At 39.0% G+C, this 22,291-nt stretch carries 22 protein-coding genes and 1 tRNA gene; 5 read left to right on the forward strand and 18 right to left on the reverse strand.

The window, feature by feature from the left end:
- Positions 1–119: 119 nt before the first annotated feature.
- Complete coding sequence (locus EM4838_RS11505) at positions 120–830, reverse strand: glucosamine-6-phosphate deaminase (protein WP_071866894.1); 711 nt, start codon at positions 828–830, stop codon at positions 120–122.
- Positions 831–1,302: 472 nt separating this feature from the next.
- Positions 1,303–1,375: transfer RNA gene (locus EM4838_RS11510), tRNA-Thr, on the reverse strand.
- Positions 1,376–1,496: 121 nt separating this feature from the next.
- Here EM4838_RS11510 and EM4838_RS11515 point away from each other — a divergent pair.
- Complete coding sequence (locus tag EM4838_RS11515; RefSeq protein WP_019723878.1) at positions 1,497–1,739, forward strand: hypothetical protein; 243 nt, start codon at positions 1,497–1,499, stop codon at positions 1,737–1,739.
- 99 nt (positions 1,740–1,838) lie between these two features.
- On the opposite strand, the gene upp is transcribed toward EM4838_RS11515, so the two are convergent.
- From upp to EM4838_RS11555, 8 genes are all read right to left on the reverse strand, one after another.
- Positions 1,839–2,468 carry a uracil phosphoribosyltransferase gene (gene upp / locus EM4838_RS11520; RefSeq protein WP_010736621.1) on the reverse strand — a complete coding sequence of 210 codons (630 nt, stop codon included), beginning with the start codon at positions 2,466–2,468 and terminating at the stop codon, positions 1,839–1,841.
- A 216-nt stretch (positions 2,469–2,684) separates the two neighbouring features.
- The gene (locus EM4838_RS11525; protein WP_071866893.1) at positions 2,685–3,626 is read right to left on the reverse strand and encodes an alpha/beta hydrolase; all 942 of its coding nucleotides are present in this window, start codon (positions 3,624–3,626) and stop codon (positions 2,685–2,687) included.
- A gap of 269 nt (positions 3,627–3,895) precedes the next feature.
- Positions 3,896–4,141 carry a hypothetical protein gene (locus EM4838_RS11530; RefSeq protein WP_071866892.1) on the reverse strand — a complete coding sequence of 82 codons (246 nt, stop codon included), beginning with the start codon at positions 4,139–4,141 and terminating at the stop codon, positions 3,896–3,898.
- A gap of 130 nt (positions 4,142–4,271) precedes the next feature.
- Positions 4,272–5,516: a serine hydroxymethyltransferase gene (gene glyA, locus EM4838_RS11535; protein ID WP_071866891.1), complete on the reverse strand. Its 1,245-nt coding sequence runs from the start codon at positions 5,514–5,516 to the stop codon at positions 4,272–4,274.
- A gap of 189 nt (positions 5,517–5,705) precedes the next feature.
- Positions 5,706–6,731 (reverse strand): L-threonylcarbamoyladenylate synthase, encoded by a 1,026-nt coding sequence (locus EM4838_RS11540; RefSeq protein ID WP_071866890.1) that lies wholly within the window; start codon positions 6,729–6,731, stop codon positions 5,706–5,708.
- Between the two features lie 192 nt (positions 6,732–6,923).
- On the reverse strand, positions 6,924–7,760 hold the full coding sequence (gene prmC, locus EM4838_RS11545; RefSeq protein WP_071866889.1) for a peptide chain release factor N(5)-glutamine methyltransferase: 837 nt from the start codon (positions 7,758–7,760) through the stop codon (positions 6,924–6,926).
- Complete coding sequence (gene prfA / locus EM4838_RS11550) at positions 7,753–8,826, reverse strand: peptide chain release factor 1 (RefSeq protein WP_071866888.1); 1,074 nt, start codon at positions 8,824–8,826, stop codon at positions 7,753–7,755. Before prfA ends, prmC begins: the two co-directional genes overlap by 8 nt.
- Before the next feature lie 2 nt (positions 8,827–8,828).
- Positions 8,829–9,413: a thymidine kinase gene (locus tag EM4838_RS11555; RefSeq protein ID WP_010736627.1), complete on the reverse strand. Its 585-nt coding sequence runs from the start codon at positions 9,411–9,413 to the stop codon at positions 8,829–8,831.
- A gap of 178 nt (positions 9,414–9,591) precedes the next feature.
- Here EM4838_RS11555 and EM4838_RS11560 point away from each other — a divergent pair, with 178 nt between their 5' ends.
- Positions 9,592–10,191 (forward strand): class I SAM-dependent methyltransferase, encoded by a 600-nt coding sequence (locus EM4838_RS11560; RefSeq protein ID WP_071866887.1) that lies wholly within the window; start codon positions 9,592–9,594, stop codon positions 10,189–10,191.
- A gap of 123 nt (positions 10,192–10,314) precedes the next feature.
- Here the strand turns inward: EM4838_RS11560 and EM4838_RS11565 are convergent, their stop codons facing one another.
- From EM4838_RS11565 to EM4838_RS11580, 4 genes are all read right to left on the reverse strand, one after another.
- Positions 10,315–11,280 carry a peptidylprolyl isomerase gene (locus EM4838_RS11565; RefSeq protein WP_071866886.1) on the reverse strand — a complete coding sequence of 322 codons (966 nt, stop codon included), beginning with the start codon at positions 11,278–11,280 and terminating at the stop codon, positions 10,315–10,317.
- A 235-nt stretch (positions 11,281–11,515) separates the two neighbouring features.
- Positions 11,516–12,085, reverse strand: coding sequence for a signal peptidase I (gene lepB, locus EM4838_RS11570; protein WP_010736630.1), 570 nt, complete (start codon positions 12,083–12,085; stop codon positions 11,516–11,518).
- A gap of 205 nt (positions 12,086–12,290) precedes the next feature.
- Positions 12,291–13,070 (reverse strand): DUF6681 family protein, encoded by a 780-nt coding sequence (locus EM4838_RS11575; protein WP_071866885.1) that lies wholly within the window; start codon positions 13,068–13,070, stop codon positions 12,291–12,293.
- Positions 13,067–13,540, reverse strand: coding sequence for a hypothetical protein (locus tag EM4838_RS11580; protein WP_023520277.1), 474 nt, complete (start codon positions 13,538–13,540; stop codon positions 13,067–13,069). The genes EM4838_RS11575 and EM4838_RS11580 overlap by 4 nt, the downstream gene beginning before the upstream one ends.
- 360 nt (positions 13,541–13,900) lie before the next feature.
- Between EM4838_RS11580 and EM4838_RS11585 the strand changes: the two genes are divergently transcribed.
- The 3 genes from EM4838_RS11585 (at position 13,901) to EM4838_RS11595 (ending at position 17,547) form a co-directional block, all read left to right on the forward strand.
- Complete coding sequence (locus tag EM4838_RS11585; RefSeq protein ID WP_066025797.1) at positions 13,901–15,301, forward strand: TrkH family potassium uptake protein; 1,401 nt, start codon at positions 13,901–13,903, stop codon at positions 15,299–15,301.
- 199 nt (positions 15,302–15,500) lie between these two features.
- The gene (locus EM4838_RS11590; RefSeq protein WP_071866884.1) at positions 15,501–16,853 is read left to right on the forward strand and encodes a Mur ligase family protein; all 1,353 of its coding nucleotides are present in this window, start codon (positions 15,501–15,503) and stop codon (positions 16,851–16,853) included.
- Entirely contained in the window at positions 16,846–17,547 is a 702-nt protein-coding gene (locus EM4838_RS11595; RefSeq protein WP_071866883.1) for a type 1 glutamine amidotransferase, read from the forward strand. The genes EM4838_RS11590 and EM4838_RS11595 overlap by 8 nt, the downstream gene beginning before the upstream one ends.
- Positions 17,548–17,633: 86 nt before the next feature.
- Here EM4838_RS11595 and EM4838_RS11600 read toward each other — a convergent pair whose 3' ends face one another.
- From EM4838_RS11600 to EM4838_RS11615, 4 genes are all read right to left on the reverse strand, one after another.
- The gene (locus EM4838_RS11600) at positions 17,634–18,785 is read right to left on the reverse strand and encodes a mannitol-1-phosphate 5-dehydrogenase (RefSeq protein WP_071866882.1); all 1,152 of its coding nucleotides are present in this window, start codon (positions 18,783–18,785) and stop codon (positions 17,634–17,636) included.
- Between the two features lie 13 nt (positions 18,786–18,798).
- A complete protein-coding gene (locus EM4838_RS11605; RefSeq protein WP_019723779.1) occupies positions 18,799–19,236 on the reverse strand; it encodes a PTS mannitol transporter subunit IIA in 438 nt (145 codons plus the stop codon).
- Between the two features lie 12 nt (positions 19,237–19,248).
- Positions 19,249–21,021 carry a PTS mannitol transporter subunit IIBC gene (locus EM4838_RS11610; protein ID WP_071866881.1) on the reverse strand — a complete coding sequence of 591 codons (1,773 nt, stop codon included), beginning with the start codon at positions 21,019–21,021 and terminating at the stop codon, positions 19,249–19,251.
- Between the two features lie 255 nt (positions 21,022–21,276).
- On the reverse strand, positions 21,277–22,290 hold the full coding sequence (locus tag EM4838_RS11615; protein WP_071866880.1) for a hypothetical protein: 1,014 nt from the start codon (positions 22,288–22,290) through the stop codon (positions 21,277–21,279).
- Position 22,291 lies beyond the last annotated feature (1 nt).

Genomic DNA, 22,291 nt, shown 5'->3' on the forward strand with positions numbered 1-22,291 from the left:
ATACGATGAAAAACGAGTCTACAGATAAATTCAGACATGCAAAAAAATCCACAAAAATCGGCAATATGATTTTCGTGGATTCTGTGTTGCTCTTTGAAACAATCCATTGATATGCCTATTTATTTTAATAATTTTGCAGCTGCTTCATCTAAAATCACTGTGATATTGGGATGAGTCATCAAGATCGATGCAGGAATCTCCTCTGTTACTGGTCCTTCGATCACTTGTTTGATGATCTCTGCTTTATGCTCCCCGTTAACGATAAATACTAACTGTTTCGCTGCCATGACCGTCTTTGGTCCAAATGTCACAAAGTAATCACCAGGTTCTTCTCCCAGATGTTCTTTTAACGATTCATACATCTGATCTCCTGGAATGACTGGAATGCTATAAGTCTTCTTACTAAAATCCGTATATCCAGGCATATTTCCACAAAAATGACCATCTTCCCCAAGCCCCATCAAGACTAGATCCAAGCCACCCGCTTGAGCGATTCGTTTATCCACCTCTTGATAATTATCAATAGTCAGTTCATGGATATTCTCAGCAGAGACCCCTATAGGATCATAAAGGGCTTCTTTCAGTCCTGACATAGTCAGACCATACTGCTTGTCCTTTAACGCCACTTCATCAAAATTATAATAATGGATCATCGATGTATCCATCTGTAGTTTACTAAGCGTCTCCACCAAAATCTCGTAGGCCATCTTAGGCGAATTTCCTGTCGTCAAAGACAAATTCACTCTTTTTTTCTTCAACATTTTTTCCAAGACGATCCCCGCCGTTACTTTACTAAGCGTTTCATAATCCTTCGCAATCACTAAATCCATTGCTGTCCACTTCCTTTCAATCAATCATTTAGTTAAAGTGTAACAGTGTGGCGGTGTTTTTGATAGCGTTTTCTTGTATGTGAAAAAAATTTCGAAATAGAAATACTAGTTACTTTTCTAACTTCCTTAGTAATTTCAATGATTTCTCTTCCTTATAACACAAAAGAGTCTATCAAATAAATGACAGACTCTTTTGGTTAGCCGCACAGCAACTCTTCTTTATGATTATCTAAATTTTATCACTAAAAAAACTACTGTCAATAAATTGTCGTTTATTAATAATTCTAACCTAATTTCAAAAAAATAAAGAGCGTAAGTGATTATTTTCTATCCTAGTCCAATATCTACTTGTTACTTATTTTTCCATTTTTTAAAATCTCTGCCCACGTTTCTGCCCACGAAAACGAAAACTATTAAAAAAACACCGTCAATATCTCGGTATAAACCTTGATATGACGGCGTTTATCTAGTATGCCAGCTGCAGGGATCGAACCTGTGACCTACGCGTTACGAGTGCGTTGCTCTACCAACTGAGCTAAGCTGGCGTTTCCAAGAGAAATTATAGTCGTTATGTTAAGAAATGTAAAGGGGTAATGTGGAAGATTTTTCTACTTTCATGATTTTTTTCAAAAAATGTGCTATAATTATAGATGAAAGGCAGGTTTTATGAAAATGGCAACTTTTGGAAAATTTGAAACAAAGGTCGAACCGTCAGAATTTGGAGAAAAATTTACCACTGATACACATGTTACCTTTATGATTCACGGAAAAACGCAAACCGGAACGATTTCCAAGCAATTGAAAAACTCTGCTGTTGTTGCAATTGATGAAACTAATGAGAATGCCGATTTGATGACCCAAAGTAAAGGCGTCGTCATTATCAATTACAAAGATATGAGTAAGATTTAGTTTTTTCAACCATCCATCAAGTGGATGGTTTTTATTTTGGCTGAATGAAATAAAAAAAATCTGGGAAGACCCCAGATTTTTTTGTATAGCTCATTTTTCCTATTTAGTACCAAATAAACGGTCGCCGGCATCGCCTAGACCAGGAACGATATAGCCTTTGTCGTTTAATTTTTCATCTAATGAAGCAGTATAGATATCAATATCTGGATGTGCTTCTTGTAAGGCTTTAACACCTTCTGGAGCTGCAACAAGGCAAACAAATTTAATGTTTGAAGCGCCACGTGCTTTCAGAGCATCGATCGCCATGATCGCTGAGCCACCTGTCGCTAACATTGGATCAACTACGAATAATTGACGTGCGTCGATATCTTCCGGTAATTTAACGAAATACTCGTGCGGTGCCAATGTTTCTTCATCTCTGTATAATCCGATGTGGCCGACTTTAGCTGCTGGGATCAATTCTAAGATTCCGTCAACCATTCCAATACCTGCGCGCAAGATTGGGATAATGGCTACTTTTTTACCAGACAATGTTTTTTGTGTTGTTTCTGTGATCGGTGTTTCGATGACAATGTCTTCAAGTGGCATATCACGTGATACTTCATATGCCATCAGCATAGCGATTTCATCAACAACCTCACGGAAAACTTTTGTACCACAATTTTTGTCGCGAATAATCGTTAATTTGTGTTGGATCAATGGATGGTCGATTACTTGAAATTTGCCCATTTTTTTGTCTCCTTTTTCTCTCGTTTCTTTTTAATTGTAAAACAAAATCACTGACTTGACTAGTCTAACCCGTCATTTTCCTAAAGAAAATCAAAGAAATAAAAAAACAAAGCGGTGTTCTTTTTAAAATCAGCAAAAAATAACAAAAACGCCTGAAAATCAGACGTTTTTTGTTATTTTTCTAATTTATTAATGGATAAAGATGACAAAAAACAACTATTTTTTTAGCCATTCTGTGGAAAGAGTCATTGCTGCTCGTGTCGCATTGGTTTGGTCCATCGCATTTACCATGACAAAATCATGGATGATCCCTTGGAAACGTACTTGCGTAACTTCCACACCAGCTTCACGAAGTTTTCTAGCATATGCTTCTCCTTCATCTCTTAACACGTCCGCTTCACCAGTCAAAATCATTGCAGGCGGTAAACCTGTCAATTCTTCTTTACTTGCACGTAGAGGTGAGGCAGTGATTTCTGCTCGTTTCTTTTCATCTGTCGTATACTGATCCCAGAACCATTGCATCCCTTCTTTTGTTAAGAAGTAATTCTCTGCAAATTGGTTATACGAATCTGTATCGAAATTTGCATCAGTTACAGGATAATATAGTAATTGTTTTTTGATTGGTAATCCTTGACGTTGCTTTGTAAGGATCGTCATCACCGTTGCCATATTCCCACCTACGGAATCCCCAGCGACTGTCAAGTTTTCAAGATCCAAGCCTTTCGACTCAGAAAGCTCCGCAAGTTTTTGCAAAATCGCGTAGTTTTGCTCGATGGCAGTAGGATATTTTGCTTCTGGTGAACGACTATACTCAGGAAAAATCACGATCGAATTTGTACGAACAGCCAATTCCCGAATCAATTTGTCATGTGTTTTAGCACTACCAAATACCCAACCAGCACCATGTATATAAAAAATGACAGGTAATTTTTCTACATTTCCTTCAGGACGGATAAAACGCACATTGATTTGTCCCCAATCATTGGTATCCATTTTCAAATCCTCGATATCCACAGGTAATTTTTCCACAGAAGAACTTTGAACTTCTTCTAGAAGATCACGCCCTTCTTCCGGAGGTAATTCATAGATACGCGGGTGCGGTGCATTAGCATCACTAAACTCAATTGCTTCTTTTTCTAATGAAATTCGATCAGTCATACGGATTCCTCCCTAAATTGAATGCAACAAATAAAATTACACCTCATATACTAGAGAGCAACCAGACAAAAGTCAAAAAATCAGATTGAAAGAGGTTGTGAAAGAAGCGCTCAGCACTAAGGCATAAGACAGAAAAATTAAAAATGGCTATTTCATTTTTTATTTTTTTGGCTTATGACCGATGTGTTGCTTCTTGAACACCGTTTATCTAGGTTGTGAGCAAGCCGTTCAGCTCCAAGTATTAAGGCAGAAATTGAGAAAATATCTTCTCATATTTTTTCAATTTTTTCCTTAATATCGAAGGAGCTGGCTTGCGAACAGCGTTTATCTAGGTTGTGAGAAAGTCGCTCAGCTCCGAATAATAAGACAGAACTTGAGAAAATAGCTTCCCCATATTTTTTCAAGTTTTGGCTTATTATTGAAGGAGTTGACTTTCGAACACCATTAATCTTAGGTTGTGAAAGAAGCTCTTTGACCTGAGCAGTAAGATGAAAAATCAGAAAATAGCTTTTCATATTTTTTTAGTTTCCAGAGAGCCATCTAACACTTCAACAACCAGAAAAAAGGTGAGACAACCAAACAGCTACATGCCTGATTGTCTCACCTTTTTCTATTCTCTTACCTTCTTATTGATAACTCAACTATTTATTTTTTATATAATGGAAATTGCTCTGTTAATTCACGGACGCCTGTACGCACTTCTTCTAATTGTGCTTCGTCATCTTTTGCCTGTAAAGCTTTGACGATCAATTCAGCTACTTTTGCCGCATCTTCTTCGCGGAAGCCACGGGTCGTAATTGCTGGTGTCCCGATACGGATACCGCTTGTTTTGAATGGGCTTAGTGTTTCAAAAGGAATCGAGTTTTTATTGACGGTGATATGAACACTGTCCAAAATTGCTTCTGCTTCTTTTCCGTTCAATTCTAAGTCACGTACATCGATCAAAATCAAATGGTTATCTGTGGCACCTGAAATCACTCGGGTACCAATCGATTGATTGAATACTTTTGCCATGGCTTTTGCATTGGCAATGATTTGTTCGCTATATTCCTTAAATTCAGGCGTCAATGCTTCTTTAAAGGCAGCAGCTTTTCCGGCAATCACATGCTCCAAGGGGCCACCTTGGATGCCTGGGAAGACTGCGCTATTGATTTTTTTCGCCAGTTCTTCATTATTCGTTAAGATCATCCCACCACGAGGTCCTCGTAATGTTTTGTGAGTAGTAGTTGTTGTGATATCGGCATAAGGGATTGGGCTTGGATGAACACCCGCTGCAACTAAACCTGCAATGTGTGCCATATCGACCATCAATTTTGCCCCGACTTCATCCGCGATTTCTCTGAATTTTGCAAAATCGATCGTTCGACCATAGGCACTTGCTCCTGCTACGATCAGTTTTGGTTGATGTTTTCTCGCTAAGATGCGTACGACATTATAATCAATGACTTCTGTTGTCGGATCTACGCCATAAGCAACGAAGTGATACGTTTTTCCACTAAAATTGACTGGAGAGCCATGTGTCAAATGTCCGCCAGCAGAAAGATCCATTCCTAAGATCGTATCCCCCGGTTCAACTAACGCAAGATATGCAGCTGTATTGGCTTGTGATCCAGAGTGTGGTTGAACATTGACAAAATCGGCACCAAATAATTCTTTGGCACGATCGATCGCCAGATTTTCAACGATATCCACAAATTCACACCCACCATAATAGCGACGTCCTGGATACCCTTCTGCGTACTTATTCGTCAAAATACTTCCTTGTGCTGCCATCACAGCTTCAGAGACAAAGTTTTCAGAAGCGATCAGCTCCAGATTGTTTTCTTGTCTTTCCTCTTCTTTTGCGATTGCTGCCCATAAATCAGGGTCAAACGTTTTGTAGTCTACCACAAACAACAACTCCTTATTTATTTATGTGTCAACTTCTCTAAATTTCAAATGATTGTTCAGCTTATTTGTCTTTTTTTGATGTTGACCAAACATTACTAGCTAAGAATACGAACATTATTTCATAAATAGCTATTTTAGTTTGTTTCCTAGATTGTATCACAGAATGATTTTGCAGCAATCACTTCTGGATCATTTTTTATAATAATTTTGTCCTGCGGCTTTTTTCAACCGATTCATATACGCAATGCCCAGACCTTCTTCGGGTGCAACTTGTACTAAAATCAAATCAAGAGCTAATCGATCATCATCTAAGCCGCGTAACCCCGCAAACAACCCTTTCGTTGCTGCCTCTACTGAATCATCGTAATACATATACACCGCGGCGACATCCTTGCGTACTTGATCAGCAATTGTTGGTCCAGCTAAAACACCGGTACGTAGTTTTTGTTCTTTTGTCCAGATGATCGCCTCTGGCCAATCCGTTTTTTCAACCATCAGTACTCGAGTATCAGGTGAGTAATGTTTGTATTTCATCCCCGGAGATTTCGGTGTTTCAGATTCTTTGACCAAATGGCGGTCTGTCGCCACTGGACTTTCAATGACAACTTCTAGTTGCTCTTTCGTGATTGCTCCTGGTCGTAAGATCATCGGCGGTGCAGATGGGTCACTCAGATCAAGTACCGTTGATTCCACACCGATCCTCGTCGCACCATCGTCAATGATTCCTGTGATTTTCCCCTTTAGATCATGAAAGACATGGTCTGCTGTTGTTGGACTCGGTTTACCTGAAGTGTTGGCACTTGGCCCGACAAGTGGTACACCTGCTAATTGGATTAATTCTAACGTTTTCTTGTTATCTGGCATGCGAAAAGCAGCTGTGGATAAACCACCAGTGACAATCCCTGGTAAACTACCTTTTTTGATGTGAAAAATCAAAGTCAGTGGTCCTGGCCAAAAGTTTTTCACAATTTGTTCTGTTAGTGGGTGAAAGTTGTCCACATACTCTTTTACTTGCTCGAAGGAGGCGACATGGACGATCAATGGGTTGTCTTGTGGTCGACCTTTCACTGTAAAGACCTGTTTGACAGCCTCTGGCAAAAGGACATTAGCCCCTAATCCATAGACAGTTTCCGTTGGAAAAGCCACTAGATTCCCTACTGCTAATTCCTTCGCAGCTTCATTCAGTTGTGTTTCATCATATTTAATTGTTTCCACAGTCTATCCACATCCTCTTTTTTCAAAATCCTTGTTTCATTCCATTTCTTTTGGCAGTTATACACAATCTGTTGATAACTAGTTTGTCAATAGTGGATAAGTATGTTGATAACTAAAATATTCGTTTTCATCCTTATCAAATCAGTGTTTTTTTATTATAAAAAAACAGAAAAAAATTTTTTCATCCACAAACTAATTGGTAACAAAAATCATCCGATCATTGCCTGCCATATCTTTTTTGATCCGTACTTTTTTTGTGGGAAAGGCTTGTTCCATGATTGCTTTGACAGCTGCTCCTTGTTGGAAACCAATCTCTAAAAAAAGTTGTCCATCGCTAGCTAATAGTTGTGAAGCTTCCTTTGCGATTTTCTGATAGATCGCTAAACCATCTTCTTCAGCAAACAATGCCATTTTCGGTTCGTAGGTCCGTACGCTCTGATCCATCACCGACCATTCTGCTCGACTAATATAAGGGGGATTAGAAATAATGACATCAAAGGTTTGATCCATGACAGGTTCCAACGTATCACCATGATAAAAATTGATCGTCGTTTGTTCATGTTCTGCATTTTCCTTAGCAACAGCTAGTGCTTCTAAAGATAAATCAGTTGCTGAGACCCGCCAATTTTTTCTAGCGGCTTTCAAGCTGATGGCGATTGCTCCTGTTCCTGTACCAATATCCACGACATTTAAGGTTTCTTCGCTTGTTTTTGCCAAACATAGTGCGACTAATTCTTCGGTTTCTGGTCGAGGAATCAAGGTTGCTTCCGTGACTTTCAAGCGGTGATCAAAAAATTCAGCATAACCTAATAAATAATGGGGCGGATAATGTTGTACTAGTCGTTGCATATCTGAATCGATCATGGCTTGATCCTCGGCTGTGATCGGTTCATTCATTCGCATGAGCCAATTCAGTTTCGTCCACTGCTTTCGTTCAAGAAAGACAAACTGGATATTATACCCTTCTACTCCTTGTTCTTCTAAAAAAGAAGAAGCCCGTGTGAGGACTTCTCGATAGGTTTTATCCATTTTGCATCTCTTCCAACTTAGATGTTTGGTCGTACACGATCAATGCGTCGACGATCTCATCTAGTTTTCCTGCTAGAATCTGATCCAATTTTTGGATCGTCAAGCCAATACGGTGGTCAGTTACGCGATTTTGAGGGAAGTTATACGTACGGATACGCTCTGAACGATCCCCAGTCCCTACCGCAGATTTACGGTTCGCATCATATTCGCTTTGTGCTTCTTGTTGGATCTTGTCGTAGACGCGCGCACGTAAGACTTTCATCGCTTTCTCACGGTTTTTCAATTGTGAACGTTCATCTTGCATTGCCACCACGATTCCAGTTGGTAAGTGAGTCAAACGTACCGCAGAAGCTGTCTTATTGACATGCTGTCCACCGGCTCCAGAAGCGTGGTAAATATCTACGCGGATATCCTTGTCAGCCAAATCAATCTCTACTTCTTCTGCTTCAGGCATGACAACGACGGTTGCCGTTGATGTATGGATACGTCCTTGAGATTCTGTTGAAGGGACACGTTGAACTCGATGTGCGCCACTTTCATATTTTAATTTCGAGTAGACATTTTCACCTGAGATCATCATGATGACTTCTTTATAGCCACCGATCCCTGTCACACTTGCTTCCAAGACTTCTGTCTTCCAGCCTTGACCCTCTGCATATCGTTGATACATTGAGAAAAGATCCCCTGCAAATAGTGCAGCTTCGTCACCACCAGCGGCTCCGCGAATTTCCATGATGATATTTTTGTCATCGTTTGGATCTTTGGGAAGCAATAAAATCTTGATTTTTTCTTCTAGTTCTTCTTTTTCTTTTTTCAAATCAGCTAATTCTTCTTTAGCCATCTCTGCCATTTCGTCGTCTAACTTTTCGCCGAGTAATTCTTCTGTATCTTTGATTCCTTGAACAACTTCCTTGTAACGACGATAAACTTCGACCGTTTCACGTGTACTTGCTTCTTCTTTTGAAAGCTGCATGAAACGTTTCGTATCTGAAATCACTTCTGGGTCACTCAGTAGTTCCCCAAGCTCTTCGTAACGGTCTTCGATTGATTGTAATTGATCGTACATGCTTAATCTCCTTCTGTGATCATCAATGGATGAAAATAGTGTTTTCGACATACGGGATAATAGGCTTCATTGCCACCAATTTGGACTTGATCTCCTTCGTACACCGGTGTTCCGTCTATATAATGTAAATTCATCATTGCTTTTTTATGGCAGAACCAACAGATTGTTTTCATTTCTTCGATTTTGTCTGCATAAAGCAATAAATATTTCGATCCTTCAAATAATTCATTTCTAAAATCATTTTTTAATCCGAACGCCATCACCGGAATATTGAGTTCATCAACGATTCTCGTGAATGCTAAGACATGTTCTTTTGTTAAGAACTGCGCTTCATCGATCAATACACAGAATGGTGGATGTTCCATCTGCTGGATGACTTCAAATACATCGGTCGTTTCAAAAATGGGAATTGCTTCACGTTTCAGCCCGATTCTGCTTGAAACTACGCCAACACCATCTCTTGTATCGATTCCGCTGGTCATCAAAACAACCGGTTTGTTTTGTTCTTCATAATTATGTGCGACTTTTAAGATCTCGATTGTCTTGCCGCTGTTCATTGCGCCGTACTTAAAAAATAGTTGTGCCATGTCCTCATTCACCTTCCAGTTTGTTCCTATGGTATTATACTTGATTTTCAATCATTTTTACAGTGAGAATTTTCGAAGCGAGATTTCCTTAGTGAATATGCTGCTATTTTTGTTACAAAACAATAAACTACCCGCACTTCTTTTGGTATAATCGAATGAAAAATGAAGGAGGGCACTTATGTCCGAAATATTCCACCAAATGGCGAACCATTATGACACCCCCGAGCGAATCCAATTAGCAGCAACGATTCGTTCAGCTGTTGAAAAAGAATTTTCTGCACAGACTCATGACCAGAAATTGATCGATTACGGTGGGGGAACTGGTCTTGTCACGTTACCCTTTGCCTCACGTTTTAACGAAGTAATCATCATAGATTCAGCCGCAGGAATGCTGGCGATGGCTGATAAAAAAATCAAAGAAGCAAAACAAGCAAATGTACGAACACTTGAATTGGATGCTACAAGGGATTTGCCGGCAGAGAAAGCCGACATCATCTTACTATCTTTAGTCTTGTTGCATATTCCAGAAACGAAAGTCATTTTAAAACAACTTTCGCAAATGCTTCATCCAAGCGGAAAACTTTATATCGTTGACTTCGATAAGAACGAAAAGATCCAGCATCCAAACGTCCATAATGGTTTTAACCACGAGGAGCTAAGAGAACAATTGAAGCTTGCTGGATTTAAACCACTCTCAATTGAAACATTCCATCACGGAAAAAACTTGTTTATGAAACAAGATGCTTCTTTGTTTTTGGCTATAGCAATCAAAGAATAAGCATTTTCTATTTCTATAAAAAAACCTTTCATAAATACGCAAAACCCGAGAATAAAAAAATTATTCTCGGGTTTTTGCTTATTTTAATTGAGTTCGTATTTGTTTAGTTCTTCCACTGATCAATTAGTTTGAACTATCTGTCGAAGTACTTGTCGAAGCTTCAGTTGAAGCATCGGTCGAACTTTCGCTTGTGGATGGTTCCGTCATCAAGCCACTTAGTACGTTTTTGAAATCTTCATCTTTGATTTTTACATTTGCTTTTTTCAATTCATTACGCACAGCTTCTTGTTGGAATGTTGGATCTGCTATTTTTGTCTCTGTTGCTATTTTTTCTAATTCATCTTTATATTTCGACATATCATTGCCTTTTTCTTGTTGTTTGACCATTTTCACAAGATAATATTCGGTTGCATTCGTAGAGGAATTAGTCGCTGTGATAACATCAGATACTTCCTCATTTTTAAGCTTGAACGCTGCTTGTTTGACTTCTGCTGGCACACTTGTAGATTGCGAGTCAAAGGTGATTTCTCCACCCTTTTCTTTTGTCGCTTCATCGGTCGATTTTTCTTTGGCGATTTTAGCAAAGTCGCCCCCTTCATCAAGTGACTTTTTAATTTCCTTGGCTTCATCTTCGCTACTTACTTTAATCAATTGTGCCTCTACTTCTGGATGGAAGTTTTCCCATGCTGTTTTAAGATCTTCATCCGTCAATTCGACATTCGCTCGTAAACCTGCTTTGTAAGCTAACCCTCTTTTTATTTCTTCTTTATAAGATTCAGTCGTATAGCCCGCTAATTTCAATTGCGAATCGAAAGAATCACCGAGTGCTTCTTTGCTAGCGTTGTATTCTTTATCTACATCTTCAGCTGAAATTTTATCGCCGTAATTTTCTTCAAAAATCTGGAAGATGATCAAATCTTGGACAGCGGTCTCCGCACCCTTGATTTTTTTCAGGTGGTCCACTAATTCCTGCTCTGAGATCGTACCACCTTTATACGTCACTGCAGCTTGATCTGACGGATTTGTTGAACATGCAGAAAACAAAACCAGTCCTGATGATACAGCTAATATTGAGATAAATTTTTTCATGCTGTCACTCCTATATATTTTAATAGTTATTTATATCTATGTGCCTTTCACTTTAGCCTTACTTTATGAACAAACTTTGAAAATAACGTAATTTTATAAAAAAATTATAATTGATCAACTGTTGATGTAGTTTATATAACAAAAAAACCTCGAACATTCCAAACGAATGTTGAGGTTTTTCAGGGTATGTTTTTACTTTTTAGAGTTATATCATTACCACTTTACGTAGTATTGATTAAATGATATTGATCTTATTCAACGGCCAGTAACGGAAAACGACTTTGCCTTGGATCAAATCTTCATCGACTAAACCAAACATGCGGCTGTCTTTTGAGATCAAACGATTGTCGCCCAGTACCAAGTATTGTCCCTCAGGAACAGTGAATTCAAAATCACTGGTGAACGTTTCAGCATTTTCAGCTTGCGATTGGAAGGCTGAATTATAAGAATATTCCTCTTGTAGTTTGTCTTCTGAAAATTCTTTTTTATACTCATCTAAGTAGGGTTCATCTTGCTTTTCCCCATTGATGTATAGTTGATCATCTTCCATTTTGACAGTATCCCCTGGCATCCCAATGATTCGTTTGACGATCATCCGTTCTTCGTCCCCAGGTTCTTTTGTTGTAATGATATCCCAGCGATCAAAATCTGAGATTTTAGATGAGATCAAACGTTGTCCATCATGTAACGAAGGGTCCATGGAATGACCACTCACTGTGACTGGTGTGAATACATAGACTCTTGCCAAAATGATAGCGGCTAAAACAACGATCAAGATTCCCCAATTTTTTAAAAAGTTTTTCACTTTATACCTCCTATTAACCAAACATTTTTATGTTATTTTTTATTTATTTGTTAGCTATTCTTTATTTTACATTTTTTATCGATTAAAAGAAAGAATAAGTGTCGGATCGTGTTGGGAATAATCCGTTTTTTTTAGAAATGTTTTTTTGAACTTCATGTATCTTTCATATTAGAGCGAAATAAATACTCGATGGAGAAGATTTATCCTACACTTTTGATTTTTTTCTTCGTTGGCTTCGACTATATGTCACTTCACCTTCTTGTTCTTTTGGTTGATTTTTCTTGATGATCAACTTCAAACGATAAGGTTCATGGTATCTAAGACCATCTTTGACAAAATCACCGCCTGCAAGGAATAAGCCTACGGGTTCAATATGATCTTCTGGCGAGTCGACCTTGATCGTCCCTACTTTTTCCATGCTGGAATAATTACGACCGATACTTAATTGATAAGTTTTGTTGGAGATTTTTTTCACATAATAGTACGGATAAAGTGTATTTCGATCAATCAAGAACCCGTCCATTCGACCAAGTTCATTGACCTTGATCTCCCCTTTTTCAATCAAATAGCGCATATTCTCTGCTAGTTTCAATTGGTAGTCTTCATCGAATAGAACATTGGCTTTTTCTGTATTGACTTTGTCGATATTGCCGTTGTTCCCGCGAACCGTTTCTCCTTCAATATTGAATGCTTCATCAGGTAGATATTTCACGATCACTTGGGTCACATCGGCTTTTGAATTTTTATCAAAAAAGTAATAAAACACATTTAGAACAGTGAAATATAAAAGAACTAAAAAGCCTAATCCGTATAAAAAGAATTGTAAATAGTTTTGATTTTGCCATAATCCATAAACAATCCGTAAAAGGTAAACGGTCGGAATCACACTTAATATAGTATAGCCTCGGTTCAAATATTTAGGACTGATATCTAAATATCCTAAAAACTTGTGTATCCCATTGATGATATCTAATATAAATGTCATTCTTCATCACCTGCCTGTTGATTATACATCTGTGTTTCAGCGGATTGCTCTGTAGGTGCATTATTTTCATTTAGATTGCCTTCACTTGGCGTAGAAGTACTTGGCGTTGTATTAGGCGTCGTACTGCTTGGTGTAGTGGCACTTGGCGTCGTACTTGAACCGCTGTCGTCCCCTTGATTTTGACTAGTCGAATCGGTCGTATATCCTGTATTCCCTTCATCCACGGAACTTTCTGGTATTGAGTTTTGGTTGTATGTAGAATTGGTTGTGTCTTGTTCTACAGTCGTTGGTGTTGTTTCTACCGTGTCATTCGTTTGCCCTGTTCCTTCATTGGTAGAAGTCGTCGTAGTCTCTGTGGAACGACTTGGTGCACGATAGCTAGAACTATTAACAATGCCTGTTGTGGTAGCAACAATCGTCGAAATCGTCAATACAGCGATTGGCTTTAATATAGGTGCTACTTTTCGCATATTCTCTCATCCTTTTCCTTGTTGCCGCTTGAAGTCTTGATCCGTTTGGCAAAAATTGGTTTTTCTCACACGTATTCTTTAGTTTTACCATAAATTTCTTATTTTTTTCTTATTTTTTCATGAAACTTTTGTGTAGATTTACTCGAATGATGCTTTAGTCGTAATCAGACAGTCTATGACTGGTTGATACACTTCATTTTATCATGGATCTCCCTCCAAGTTCTTTCGTAAAGTCATCTTTATTATAAGACACTTTTCCAATAACTAAAATCCTAGTAAATTTTAGTTTTATTATTTCTTTGTGTATTTATTTTATTGTCGGTATACTGGAAGAAACATCTAACAAGGAGGATCGAATTTGTGCAATTGAATCTTTTTTTTCGGAAATGGCGAAGGCGTAGTGCAAGATATGCTTCTAGTCACTTTTCTTCTATTCAAATTATCGTATTTTATTATATTTTAATGACTATGATTTCTTTGGGCTTGTTTTACATCCCATTTTTCCGAAATCCGGGTAGTCATGCTTCATTTATTGACATGCTTTTTATGGCTATCAGTACGATCAGTGTCACTGGTCTTTCGACATTTGACATCCACGCGATTTTTAATAACAATGGCATTATTTTACTCGAAGTGTTGTTTCAAGTGGGTGGTTTAGGGATCATGATGATCTCAACGGCATTTATTATCTTTTCTAAGCGACGGATCACATTACGTCAAAGACAATTGATCATGACAGATATGAACCAACCACGTTTATCTGGTATCGTTCGTTTGATTCGGATCACTTTTGTCATATTGCTCTGGTTCCAATTGCTATTTGGTGCCTTGTTCTCCGTTTATTTCTATATTCGCGGCTATTTCGATCATTGGCACGAAGCCGTTTTCCATGGATTTTATCAAGCTATTTCCGCGGTCACAAATTCGGGATTCGATATTACTGGTGAGTCGATCAAGCCATTTGAACATGACTATCCTTTTTTATTTATGATCATGTTCCTGATTTTCATTGGTGGAATCGGTTTTCCGGTATTGATGGAGTTTCGAGAATGGCGCTTGTATCGAAAAACGAAAGCCAAGATTCCTTTTCGTTTCTCTTTGTTTACAAAACTCGCCGTCCTCGCCTTTGTCATTTTATTTGTCAGCGGGACTGTCTTGATTTTTCTACTTGAAAAAAATCACCTGTTCAAAGATCTCCATCCTAGTGTCCAGTGGATCAATTCAATGTTTTATTCCATGACAACTCGTAATGCGGGGTTACAGATCCATGATCTAGGAGATTTTCAAATCACCACCTTAATCGTCTTTTCCTTATTGATGTTCATTGGTTGTAGTCCGAGTTCTGTCGGTGGTGGTATCCGAACCACGACTGTGGCGATCATTGGTCTTTATCTTTACTCATTTTTGAAAAGTGAAGATAACATTAATATTTTTGGTCGTCGAATCGACGAAGATGATGTCCGAAAATCAGTAGTCGTTTTTATGCTCTCCTTAGGGATGTGCTTCTTCTGTATTCTTTTTTTATCTGCCACGGAGAAACAACCATTGATCTCGATTATCGTGGAAGTGACTTCTGCTTTTGGTACAACGGGGTTATCGCTAGGAATTACCGGTGATCTATCAACAGTCGGTAAAATCACGATTGGTGCTTTGATGTTTATTGGACGTATTGGGATGTTGTATACATTAATGTTATTTGTGCCAAAAGAAACACGAGATTTAGGTTATGAATATCCTACAGAGAAAATCATTATCGGGTAAGCCAGTCTATCGTTACCTAAAAAAACCGATATGTGAGAAGCAAGGAAGCGATCGTTTTTCGTTTTCTTGCTTCTTTCTTTTTTGTTTTGCGAACAGTATAAACTTTTGTAAAATAAGACAAAGCAATTTAACCTTTTTTTCAACATATGGTATGATTAGTTGAATTTATTTGTAATTATGACGTTTTGGAGGTTACATAATGGGAATACGCAGTCAATTTGCGATTGCAGTTGGTAAAACCGCACAATGGGGACTAAAAACCTTTTTTAAAGGAGGATCAAGTTTACCTGGTAAACTTGCTTTATCGATCGATCCTCATATTTTAGATACATTAGCAAAAGACTATCAAGTCGTCGTCGTAACTGGAACAAATGGAAAAACATTGACGACCGCTTTGACCGTCAATATCTTACGACAACAATTTGATGAAGTCTTGACGAACCCTACTGGCGCAAACATGGTCCAAGGAATCGTTTCGACTTTTTTACAAGCAAAAGCCGGAAAAGGCCAAAAGAAATTTGCGGTATTAGAAATCGATGAAGCCAGTCTAAGCAGAGTGACTGAATACATCAAACCTGAGCTATTTTTATTTACAAACATTTTCCGTGACCAAATGGACCGTTACGGTGAAATCTATACCACTTATAAAATGATCGTAGATGGTGCCGCAAAATCACCAAATGCTACGATTATCAGTAATGGCGATTCACCGATCTTCAATTCAGTTGAGACCGTCAACCCTAGAAGATATTATGGATTTGATCACGAAGAAGATCATGAACAGATGGCCCACTACAATACAGATGGCGTGTTGTGTCCGAAATGTCATCACATCTTGCACTACAAAATGATCACTTATGCAAACTTAGGTAAATACTATTGTCCAAATTGTGACTTTAAACGTCCAGAACTGGATTATCGTTTGACAGAAATGAAACGAATGGACAACAAATCAGCTGATTTCGTCATTGATGGCAATGAATATGGCATCGAAGTTGGTGGCATGTACAATGTCTATAATGCTTTAGCAGCTACTGCGGTGGCTGAATATTATGGTGTTGTTCCTGAAAAAATCAGACAAGGCTTAGGGTATGACGAAAAAGTATTTGGTCGTCAAGAAGTCATCGAAATCGATGGCAAGTCCTGTACCTTAGTCCTAGTCAAAAATCCTGTAGGGATCAACCAAGTCATCGACATGATGGGACATGCACCGTATCCATTTTCACTAGTTGCCCTATTGAATGCGAACTACGCAGATGGCATCGATGTGAGTTGGATCTGGGACGGAGAATTTGAACGCTTTGCAGATATGGAGATCCCTGCTGTGATTGCTGGTGGCGATCGCCACACAGATATGGCACTACGTTTGAAAGTAGCGGGTATCGCTGAAGATAAATTGACTCAATCAAAAGAATTGACTGATGTCATTGAGAAAATCAAGCAACTACCGACGGATCATGTCTATATTTTAGCGACCTATACAGCTGTCTTACAATTACGAAAAGAATTAGCGAGTCAAGGCTTTATCAAAGGAGGCATGAATCGTGGCTAACTACGAATTACGCATTGCCCATCTCTATGGGAATCTGATGAATACTTATGGTGACAATGGCAATCTCTTGATGCTCCAATATATCGCCAAAAAAATGGGGGTCACTTCTCATACTGAGATCGTCAGCATCCATGAACCCTTTGAGGCAGAGAAATATGATTTAGTTTTCTTTGGAGGTGGTCAAGATTTTGAACAAATGATCATTTCAAAAGATATTCAAGAAAAGAAAGAATCATTGACTCATTATATTGAAAATGATGGTGTCGTACTTGCGATTTGTGGCGGTTACCAACTACTGGGGCATTATTATATGGACGCAAACGGTGAAAAAATCCAAGGAATCGGTGCGTTGGATCATTACACTTTAAGCCAAGAGAATAATCGCTTCATTGGTGACATCGTGATCCACAACGAAGAGTTCAACGAAACCTATTATGGATTTGAAAATCATAATGGTCGAACATTTCTTGGCGAAGGCGAACGCCCATTGGGAAAAATCGTCAAAGGTCAAGGAAACAATGGGGAAGATCAATCAGAAGGTGTCATTTACCGCAACGTTTACGGCTCCTATTTCCATGGTCCGATCTTAGCACGTAATGAACATTTAGCGGAGCGTTTGGTTCGCTTAGCATTAGAGAAACGTTATGGAAAAGAACTTGATCTACCAACAGTTGCCGCAGCTCCAATCAAGTAAACAGCGAAAAACCTCTCAAAATATCTAAGATATTTTGAGAGGTTTTTTTACAATCCACTTGTTTATTCCATTGATCATATCAAGAATCAAGCCACTTGTTTCGCATAACGCATCACGTTTTGCTTGATGTTACTGATCGTTGTCGGATCATGGATACCTGTGACTTCTTGGATCAACTGATCCATATTTTCTCGCACTTTCATCTCTTGCAGTTCACGACTTTGCTCATCTTCAGGATCATAATAGTTGAAAATGATCCCCATCGTAGCTGTCAAATGTGGACAAGTCAAATTGTATTCTTGCAATTCCCGAACCGGACGAGTAAAGCGTTCTTGATAGCCTAACTTACGTAAAGGCGTTCGAGCTACCCGAGTGATGGCATCTGAGATATATTTATTTTGGAAACGTTGGATGATTTTCTCAATATAGGCTTCATGTTGTTTATTATCAAAGCCCCATTTTGCTTCCAGTAAGCTTCCTGTTTCTTGTAGCACTGATTTTAGTTGGGCAACGACTAATGAATCTTGCATTGCCTCATCGATCGTTGCATATCCTAATAATGCACCGGTGTAAGCTACAGTCGCATGCCCTGTGTTCACACTAAATAGTTTTCGTTCAATATATGGTTCCAAATCTTTGACGTATAGTACGCCATTTAACGAAATCTCTTTATTTTTTCGTTGCGTATCATCAATGACCCATTCTTTAAAAGGTTCCACTTGTACAAACAAAGGATCTTCATGTTGTTGCATCGGCACGATGCGATCCACTGCTGCATTCGGAAATCCGATGGATTGATCTGCAAAGCGAGTATCTGACAGATATTTATAGACTTCCATTTTTAGATGCTCAGAGCCACCAATCATATTTTCACAAGCGATGATATCTAGTGGTTGCTGATTGCCCTCTTGTTCTCTTTGCTCGATCCCTTTTGCAATCAGTTCAGCAATAAATGGTAAAATATTGGGACCAATCGCTGTGGTCACAAGATCTGCTTGTGCTATTTCTTTGATCACTTGTTCAGGCTGTTTTTGGTTGTTCAATCCGCGAACGCGTTCAACGATAAGTTGTTTTTTCGATTCGTCAGCTAGTTCGATCGTATAACGTCCTTTTTCATTTAATGAATCGATGATCTGTTCGTTGACATCAACAAAAGTGATGTCAAACCCATTCTCAGCTAAAACTTCTCCAATAAATCCTCTGCCGATATTTCCGGCACCAAAGTGTACTGCTCTCATTCGTCTTCTCTCCTTAGGCAATTGCTAGATTGTGTGTGACTTCTTCTTTACTTAGTGCATCTGCTAACTGGACAACATTGTCCATGTCGCTACAATAAAGAGCGATTTGTTGCACTAATTGCAAATGTTCTTCACCTACGCCAGCGATACCAAACAAGACTGTCGCAATCTTCTCTTCTTGTTCAGTGCCGAAATTGACACCATCTGGCACTTGGATCACACAGATCCCTGATTTTTTTACGAATGCTTTGGCTTCATCTGTTCCATGAGGGATCGCGATAAAATTCCCCATATAAACGGATAACATCGCATCACGTTCCACCATTGCGTCAATGTAGGGTTCTTCGACACAACCGGCTTCCACTAATTTTCTTCCACAGTATCGGATGGCCTCTTCCTTTGTGGCAAAAGCCTTATTCAACTCGATCATATCAAATGCTAATTCAGACATTTTATTTCCTCCTTACGCTACTTTTTTCAAATAGTGAGCAATCGTTTCATATTTTTGTGGACTGACCATCGTCGCCACTGAAAAATGAAGTGAATGCGGTGCCACTGAACGTGCTTCCTCAGACAAGGATTCTCTTGAAACGATCAGTGTATTCGGTTGCTCCGTCAACTCATCAATATTGATTTTTTTCAGAGGGATCTCCAGTTGGTTTTTCTTCAAAATATCTTTCAATAAGGACAATCCCATTGTCGCTGATCCTGCACGATCGTCATGAACAAGTAAAATCTCTTTGATATCTTTTAATTCAGATAAATCCAAATCATCTGTTGGAGTAGTAGAGACTGGTTGGTTTGGCTGTGTTTCTTCCTTACTTCCTAATGCTTGGATGATCTCATCATACTTTGGTGAATTTAAGAAGTTTTCTACTGCAACAAAATGAGCATGTGGCGCTTTTTGTTTTGCTCGTTCCTGCAACTCAACTTGAGTCACGATCAATACGTCTGCTTCATCAGATAATTGACTGATGGCTTGATTCGTCACGAGTTGAGGTAAGTGATGCTCTTGGACTTTTTTTCTTAACAAGGAAGCACCCATCGCACTTGACCCCATTCCAGCATCACAGGCAAAAATGATTTTTTTGATCGCTGATAAAGCTGGTTGTCCCTGACTAGTTGTTCCAGTTCCTTTCGCTTGTTGTTTCGCTTGACGAGTCGCTTCCACTGATTTTTCAAAATCTTCACTTGTTTCTTTCGCATCAGCTTTTAGAATGACTGCAGAGATCCCGAAAGAAACGGCTGTTGCAGCGACGATCCCTAAAATAACTGGTAAGTAAGCACTCAACGGTGCCATTGCTAAAATGGCAATGATCGAACCCGGTGAAGCTGGCGCACGTAATCCTGCATCCATCAATTGGAAAACGAAACTACCCGTCATCCCACCAAAAATCACTGATAAGAATAATAACGGTTTCATCATTACGTATGGGAAATAGATTTCATGGATTCCACCTAAGAAATGGATGATCATTGCACCCGGTGCAGATGATTTTGTCGCGCCTTTGCCAAATAATGTAAAAGCCAACAATACACCTAGACCTGGTCCAGGATTAGCTTCCAACAAGAATAGGATCGATTGACCGGCTGTAGCCACTTGTTCTGTTCCTAAAGGAGTCAAAATGCCATGGTTGATCGCATTATTCAAAAACAAGATTTTCGCTGGTTCGATAAAAATACTCGTCAATGGAATCAAATTTGCATTTAAAATTGCTTCAACACCTGTTGCCATTGCTTGCGTCAGTGTATCCACTACTGGACCAATTGCAGAAAAGCCGATCAATGCTAACGCAAAACCGATCAATCCTGCGGAGAAATTATTGACCAACATTTCAAACCCTGATTTGATATGTTTTTGAAACACTTGGTCGAATTTCTTGATGGCAAAGCCACCTAACGGCCCCATAATCATGGCACCTAGCATCATTGGAATATCTGTCCCGACGATCACACCCATCGTCGCAATTGCTCCGACGACTGAACCACGATCACCACCGATGACTTTCCCTCCGGTGTAGCCGATCAATAAAGGAATTAAATACGTCAACATTGGGCCGACCATCGTAGCAAACGCTTCGTTTGGTAAATAGCCATCTGGAATAAATAAGGCAGTCAAAACACCCCAAGCAATCAACGCACCGATATTCGGCATCACCATACTAGATAAGGTACTTCCTAACTTTTGTACTTTTGCTTTGAATGAAATTTTATTTTTTGGTATCGTCTCTTCCACTTCAATCGCTCCTTTATCTCTTTCTTTAACCAAATTGTATCCGCTTACCGTTTAGATAAATAGTCGGATTTTGTCACAATCATTTGTGCCAAAACATGGAGTGAGCAAAATGAGTGATTTGATGAAAGGATTCTGGTACCGATTAGAGACGCTGAAACAATTATTTTCTTCATTTAAGGGAGCTTTTTTTTGTAGATACCTACGAAAAAGTGCATCCTCGTGATCTTTTAGACTCTTTTTTGCAAAGTGAGTTTTTTATTCCGTTGCTTCTCCTAATCGAGCCAGTCGCTCTTCCCAAAGCGCTACATTTTCAGACGTGTTGGACGATGCCTCATAGAATGTAATGAAATCTAAAATAATCGTTCCTTGCTCTATGTATGCCGCCATCACCGCTTTTAATTCTTCCGTTTGGATCTGTTCAAATGCGTCTTTCGCTTTTTCCATTTCTTTTACTTTCAACCAATCAAGACTTTTTTCAAAATAAAACTGATCCAGTGCTAACGTGACCTCCGGATGTTTTAAGTGGCGATTCAAGACAACGACTTCTTGTACTTGTTCTAGCTTCAAATAAGCAATCGCTAACTTGACTTGGCGCTTTTCCGTCAATTGTTCCACGTGGGTCACAATTACTGTTTCCCAATCGTTTTGATAAAAAGCCAAATCAAAGGTGGCATTTCCTGTTGGCTTTTGCTCATTCAACTTCTCTACCCAAGAAAATTCCTGTTCTTCTACTAAGTGATCGATCAATCGCTGATACCGAGCGGGATATTCTTCAGCTGCTTCTTCATATGCACCTAGTTCTACCAATGACTGCCATGAACTTTTCTGATTTTCTTTGGTTGTCGCTTGCTCGTTATTCGTTCTTTGTTCGATCCACATGTTGCCTTGAACCACAGCAAAAACGATTACTCCACTAAGAAGTAATCGCTTGATGATTTTTTTCCAATCGATTTGTAACAACTGATTTTTTTTCAGCGTGTTGCTTGAATGAGGGAACTGACTCTTCTTTTTTGTATTGGCTGTTTCTTGCTCCCAGTGTTGACTTAAGATCTCTTCAATCTCCTCTGTCAAAGGAAATTGCAGCACTTTTTCTATCATCATTTCTCCCTTACGATCATAAATACGTATGCGACATTGTCCTTGTGTGTTTGCCAGCAAGACTCGTCGATTTTCAGTTTCTAAATCTTCCAAAGCCTGAAACAAATCCAACTGAGTCTCTTTTACTTGTAAGTGATGGATCTGATCGATGATTACAGTTTCTTTCGCCATA

Source organism: Enterococcus mundtii (assembly GCF_002813755.1).
In the GTDB taxonomy this organism is placed as follows: domain Bacteria; phylum Bacillota; class Bacilli; order Lactobacillales; family Enterococcaceae; genus Enterococcus_B; species Enterococcus_B mundtii.

Bases quoted from the DNA above. Each gene is read 5' to 3' on its own strand.
- EM4838_RS11600 (WP_071866882.1), bottom strand. From the start codon at position 18,785: ATGAGAGCAGTACACTTTGGTGCCGGAAATATCGGCAGAGGATTTATT.
- prmC (WP_071866889.1), bottom strand. From the start codon at position 7,760: ATGGATAAAACCTATCGAGAAGTCCTCACACGGGCTTCTTCTTTTTTA.
- EM4838_RS11575 (WP_071866885.1), bottom strand. From the start codon at position 13,070: ATGACATTTATATTAGATATCATCAATGGGATACACAAGTTTTTAGGA.
- EM4838_RS11530 (WP_071866892.1), bottom strand. From the start codon at position 4,141: ATGAAAAGCTATTTTCTGATTTTTCATCTTACTGCTCAGGTCAAAGAG.
- EM4838_RS11515 (WP_019723878.1), top strand. From the start codon at position 1,497: ATGAAAATGGCAACTTTTGGAAAATTTGAAACAAAGGTCGAACCGTCA.
- EM4838_RS11590 (WP_071866884.1), top strand. From the start codon at position 15,501: ATGGGAATACGCAGTCAATTTGCGATTGCAGTTGGTAAAACCGCACAA.
- prfA (WP_071866888.1), bottom strand. From the start codon at position 8,826: ATGTACGATCAATTACAATCAATCGAAGACCGTTACGAAGAGCTTGGG.
- EM4838_RS11605 (WP_019723779.1), bottom strand. From the start codon at position 19,236: ATGTCTGAATTAGCATTTGATATGATCGAGTTGAATAAGGCTTTTGCC.
- EM4838_RS11505 (WP_071866894.1), bottom strand. From the start codon at position 830: ATGGATTTAGTGATTGCGAAGGATTATGAAACGCTTAGTAAAGTAACG.
- upp (WP_010736621.1), bottom strand. From the start codon at position 2,468: ATGGGCAAATTTCAAGTAATCGACCATCCATTGATCCAACACAAATTA.
- EM4838_RS11525 (WP_071866893.1), bottom strand. From the start codon at position 3,626: ATGACTGATCGAATTTCATTAGAAAAAGAAGCAATTGAGTTTAGTGAT.
- EM4838_RS11565 (WP_071866886.1), bottom strand. From the start codon at position 11,280: ATGAAAAAATTTATCTCAATATTAGCTGTATCATCAGGACTGGTTTTG.
- EM4838_RS11580 (WP_023520277.1), bottom strand. From the start codon at position 13,540: ATGCGAAAAGTAGCACCTATATTAAAGCCAATCGCTGTATTGACGATT.
- EM4838_RS11560 (WP_071866887.1), top strand. From the start codon at position 9,592: ATGTCCGAAATATTCCACCAAATGGCGAACCATTATGACACCCCCGAG.
- EM4838_RS11615 (WP_071866880.1), bottom strand. From the start codon at position 22,290: ATGGCGAAAGAAACTGTAATCATCGATCAGATCCATCACTTACAAGTA.
- EM4838_RS11555 (WP_010736627.1), bottom strand. From the start codon at position 9,413: ATGGCACAACTATTTTTTAAGTACGGCGCAATGAACAGCGGCAAGACA.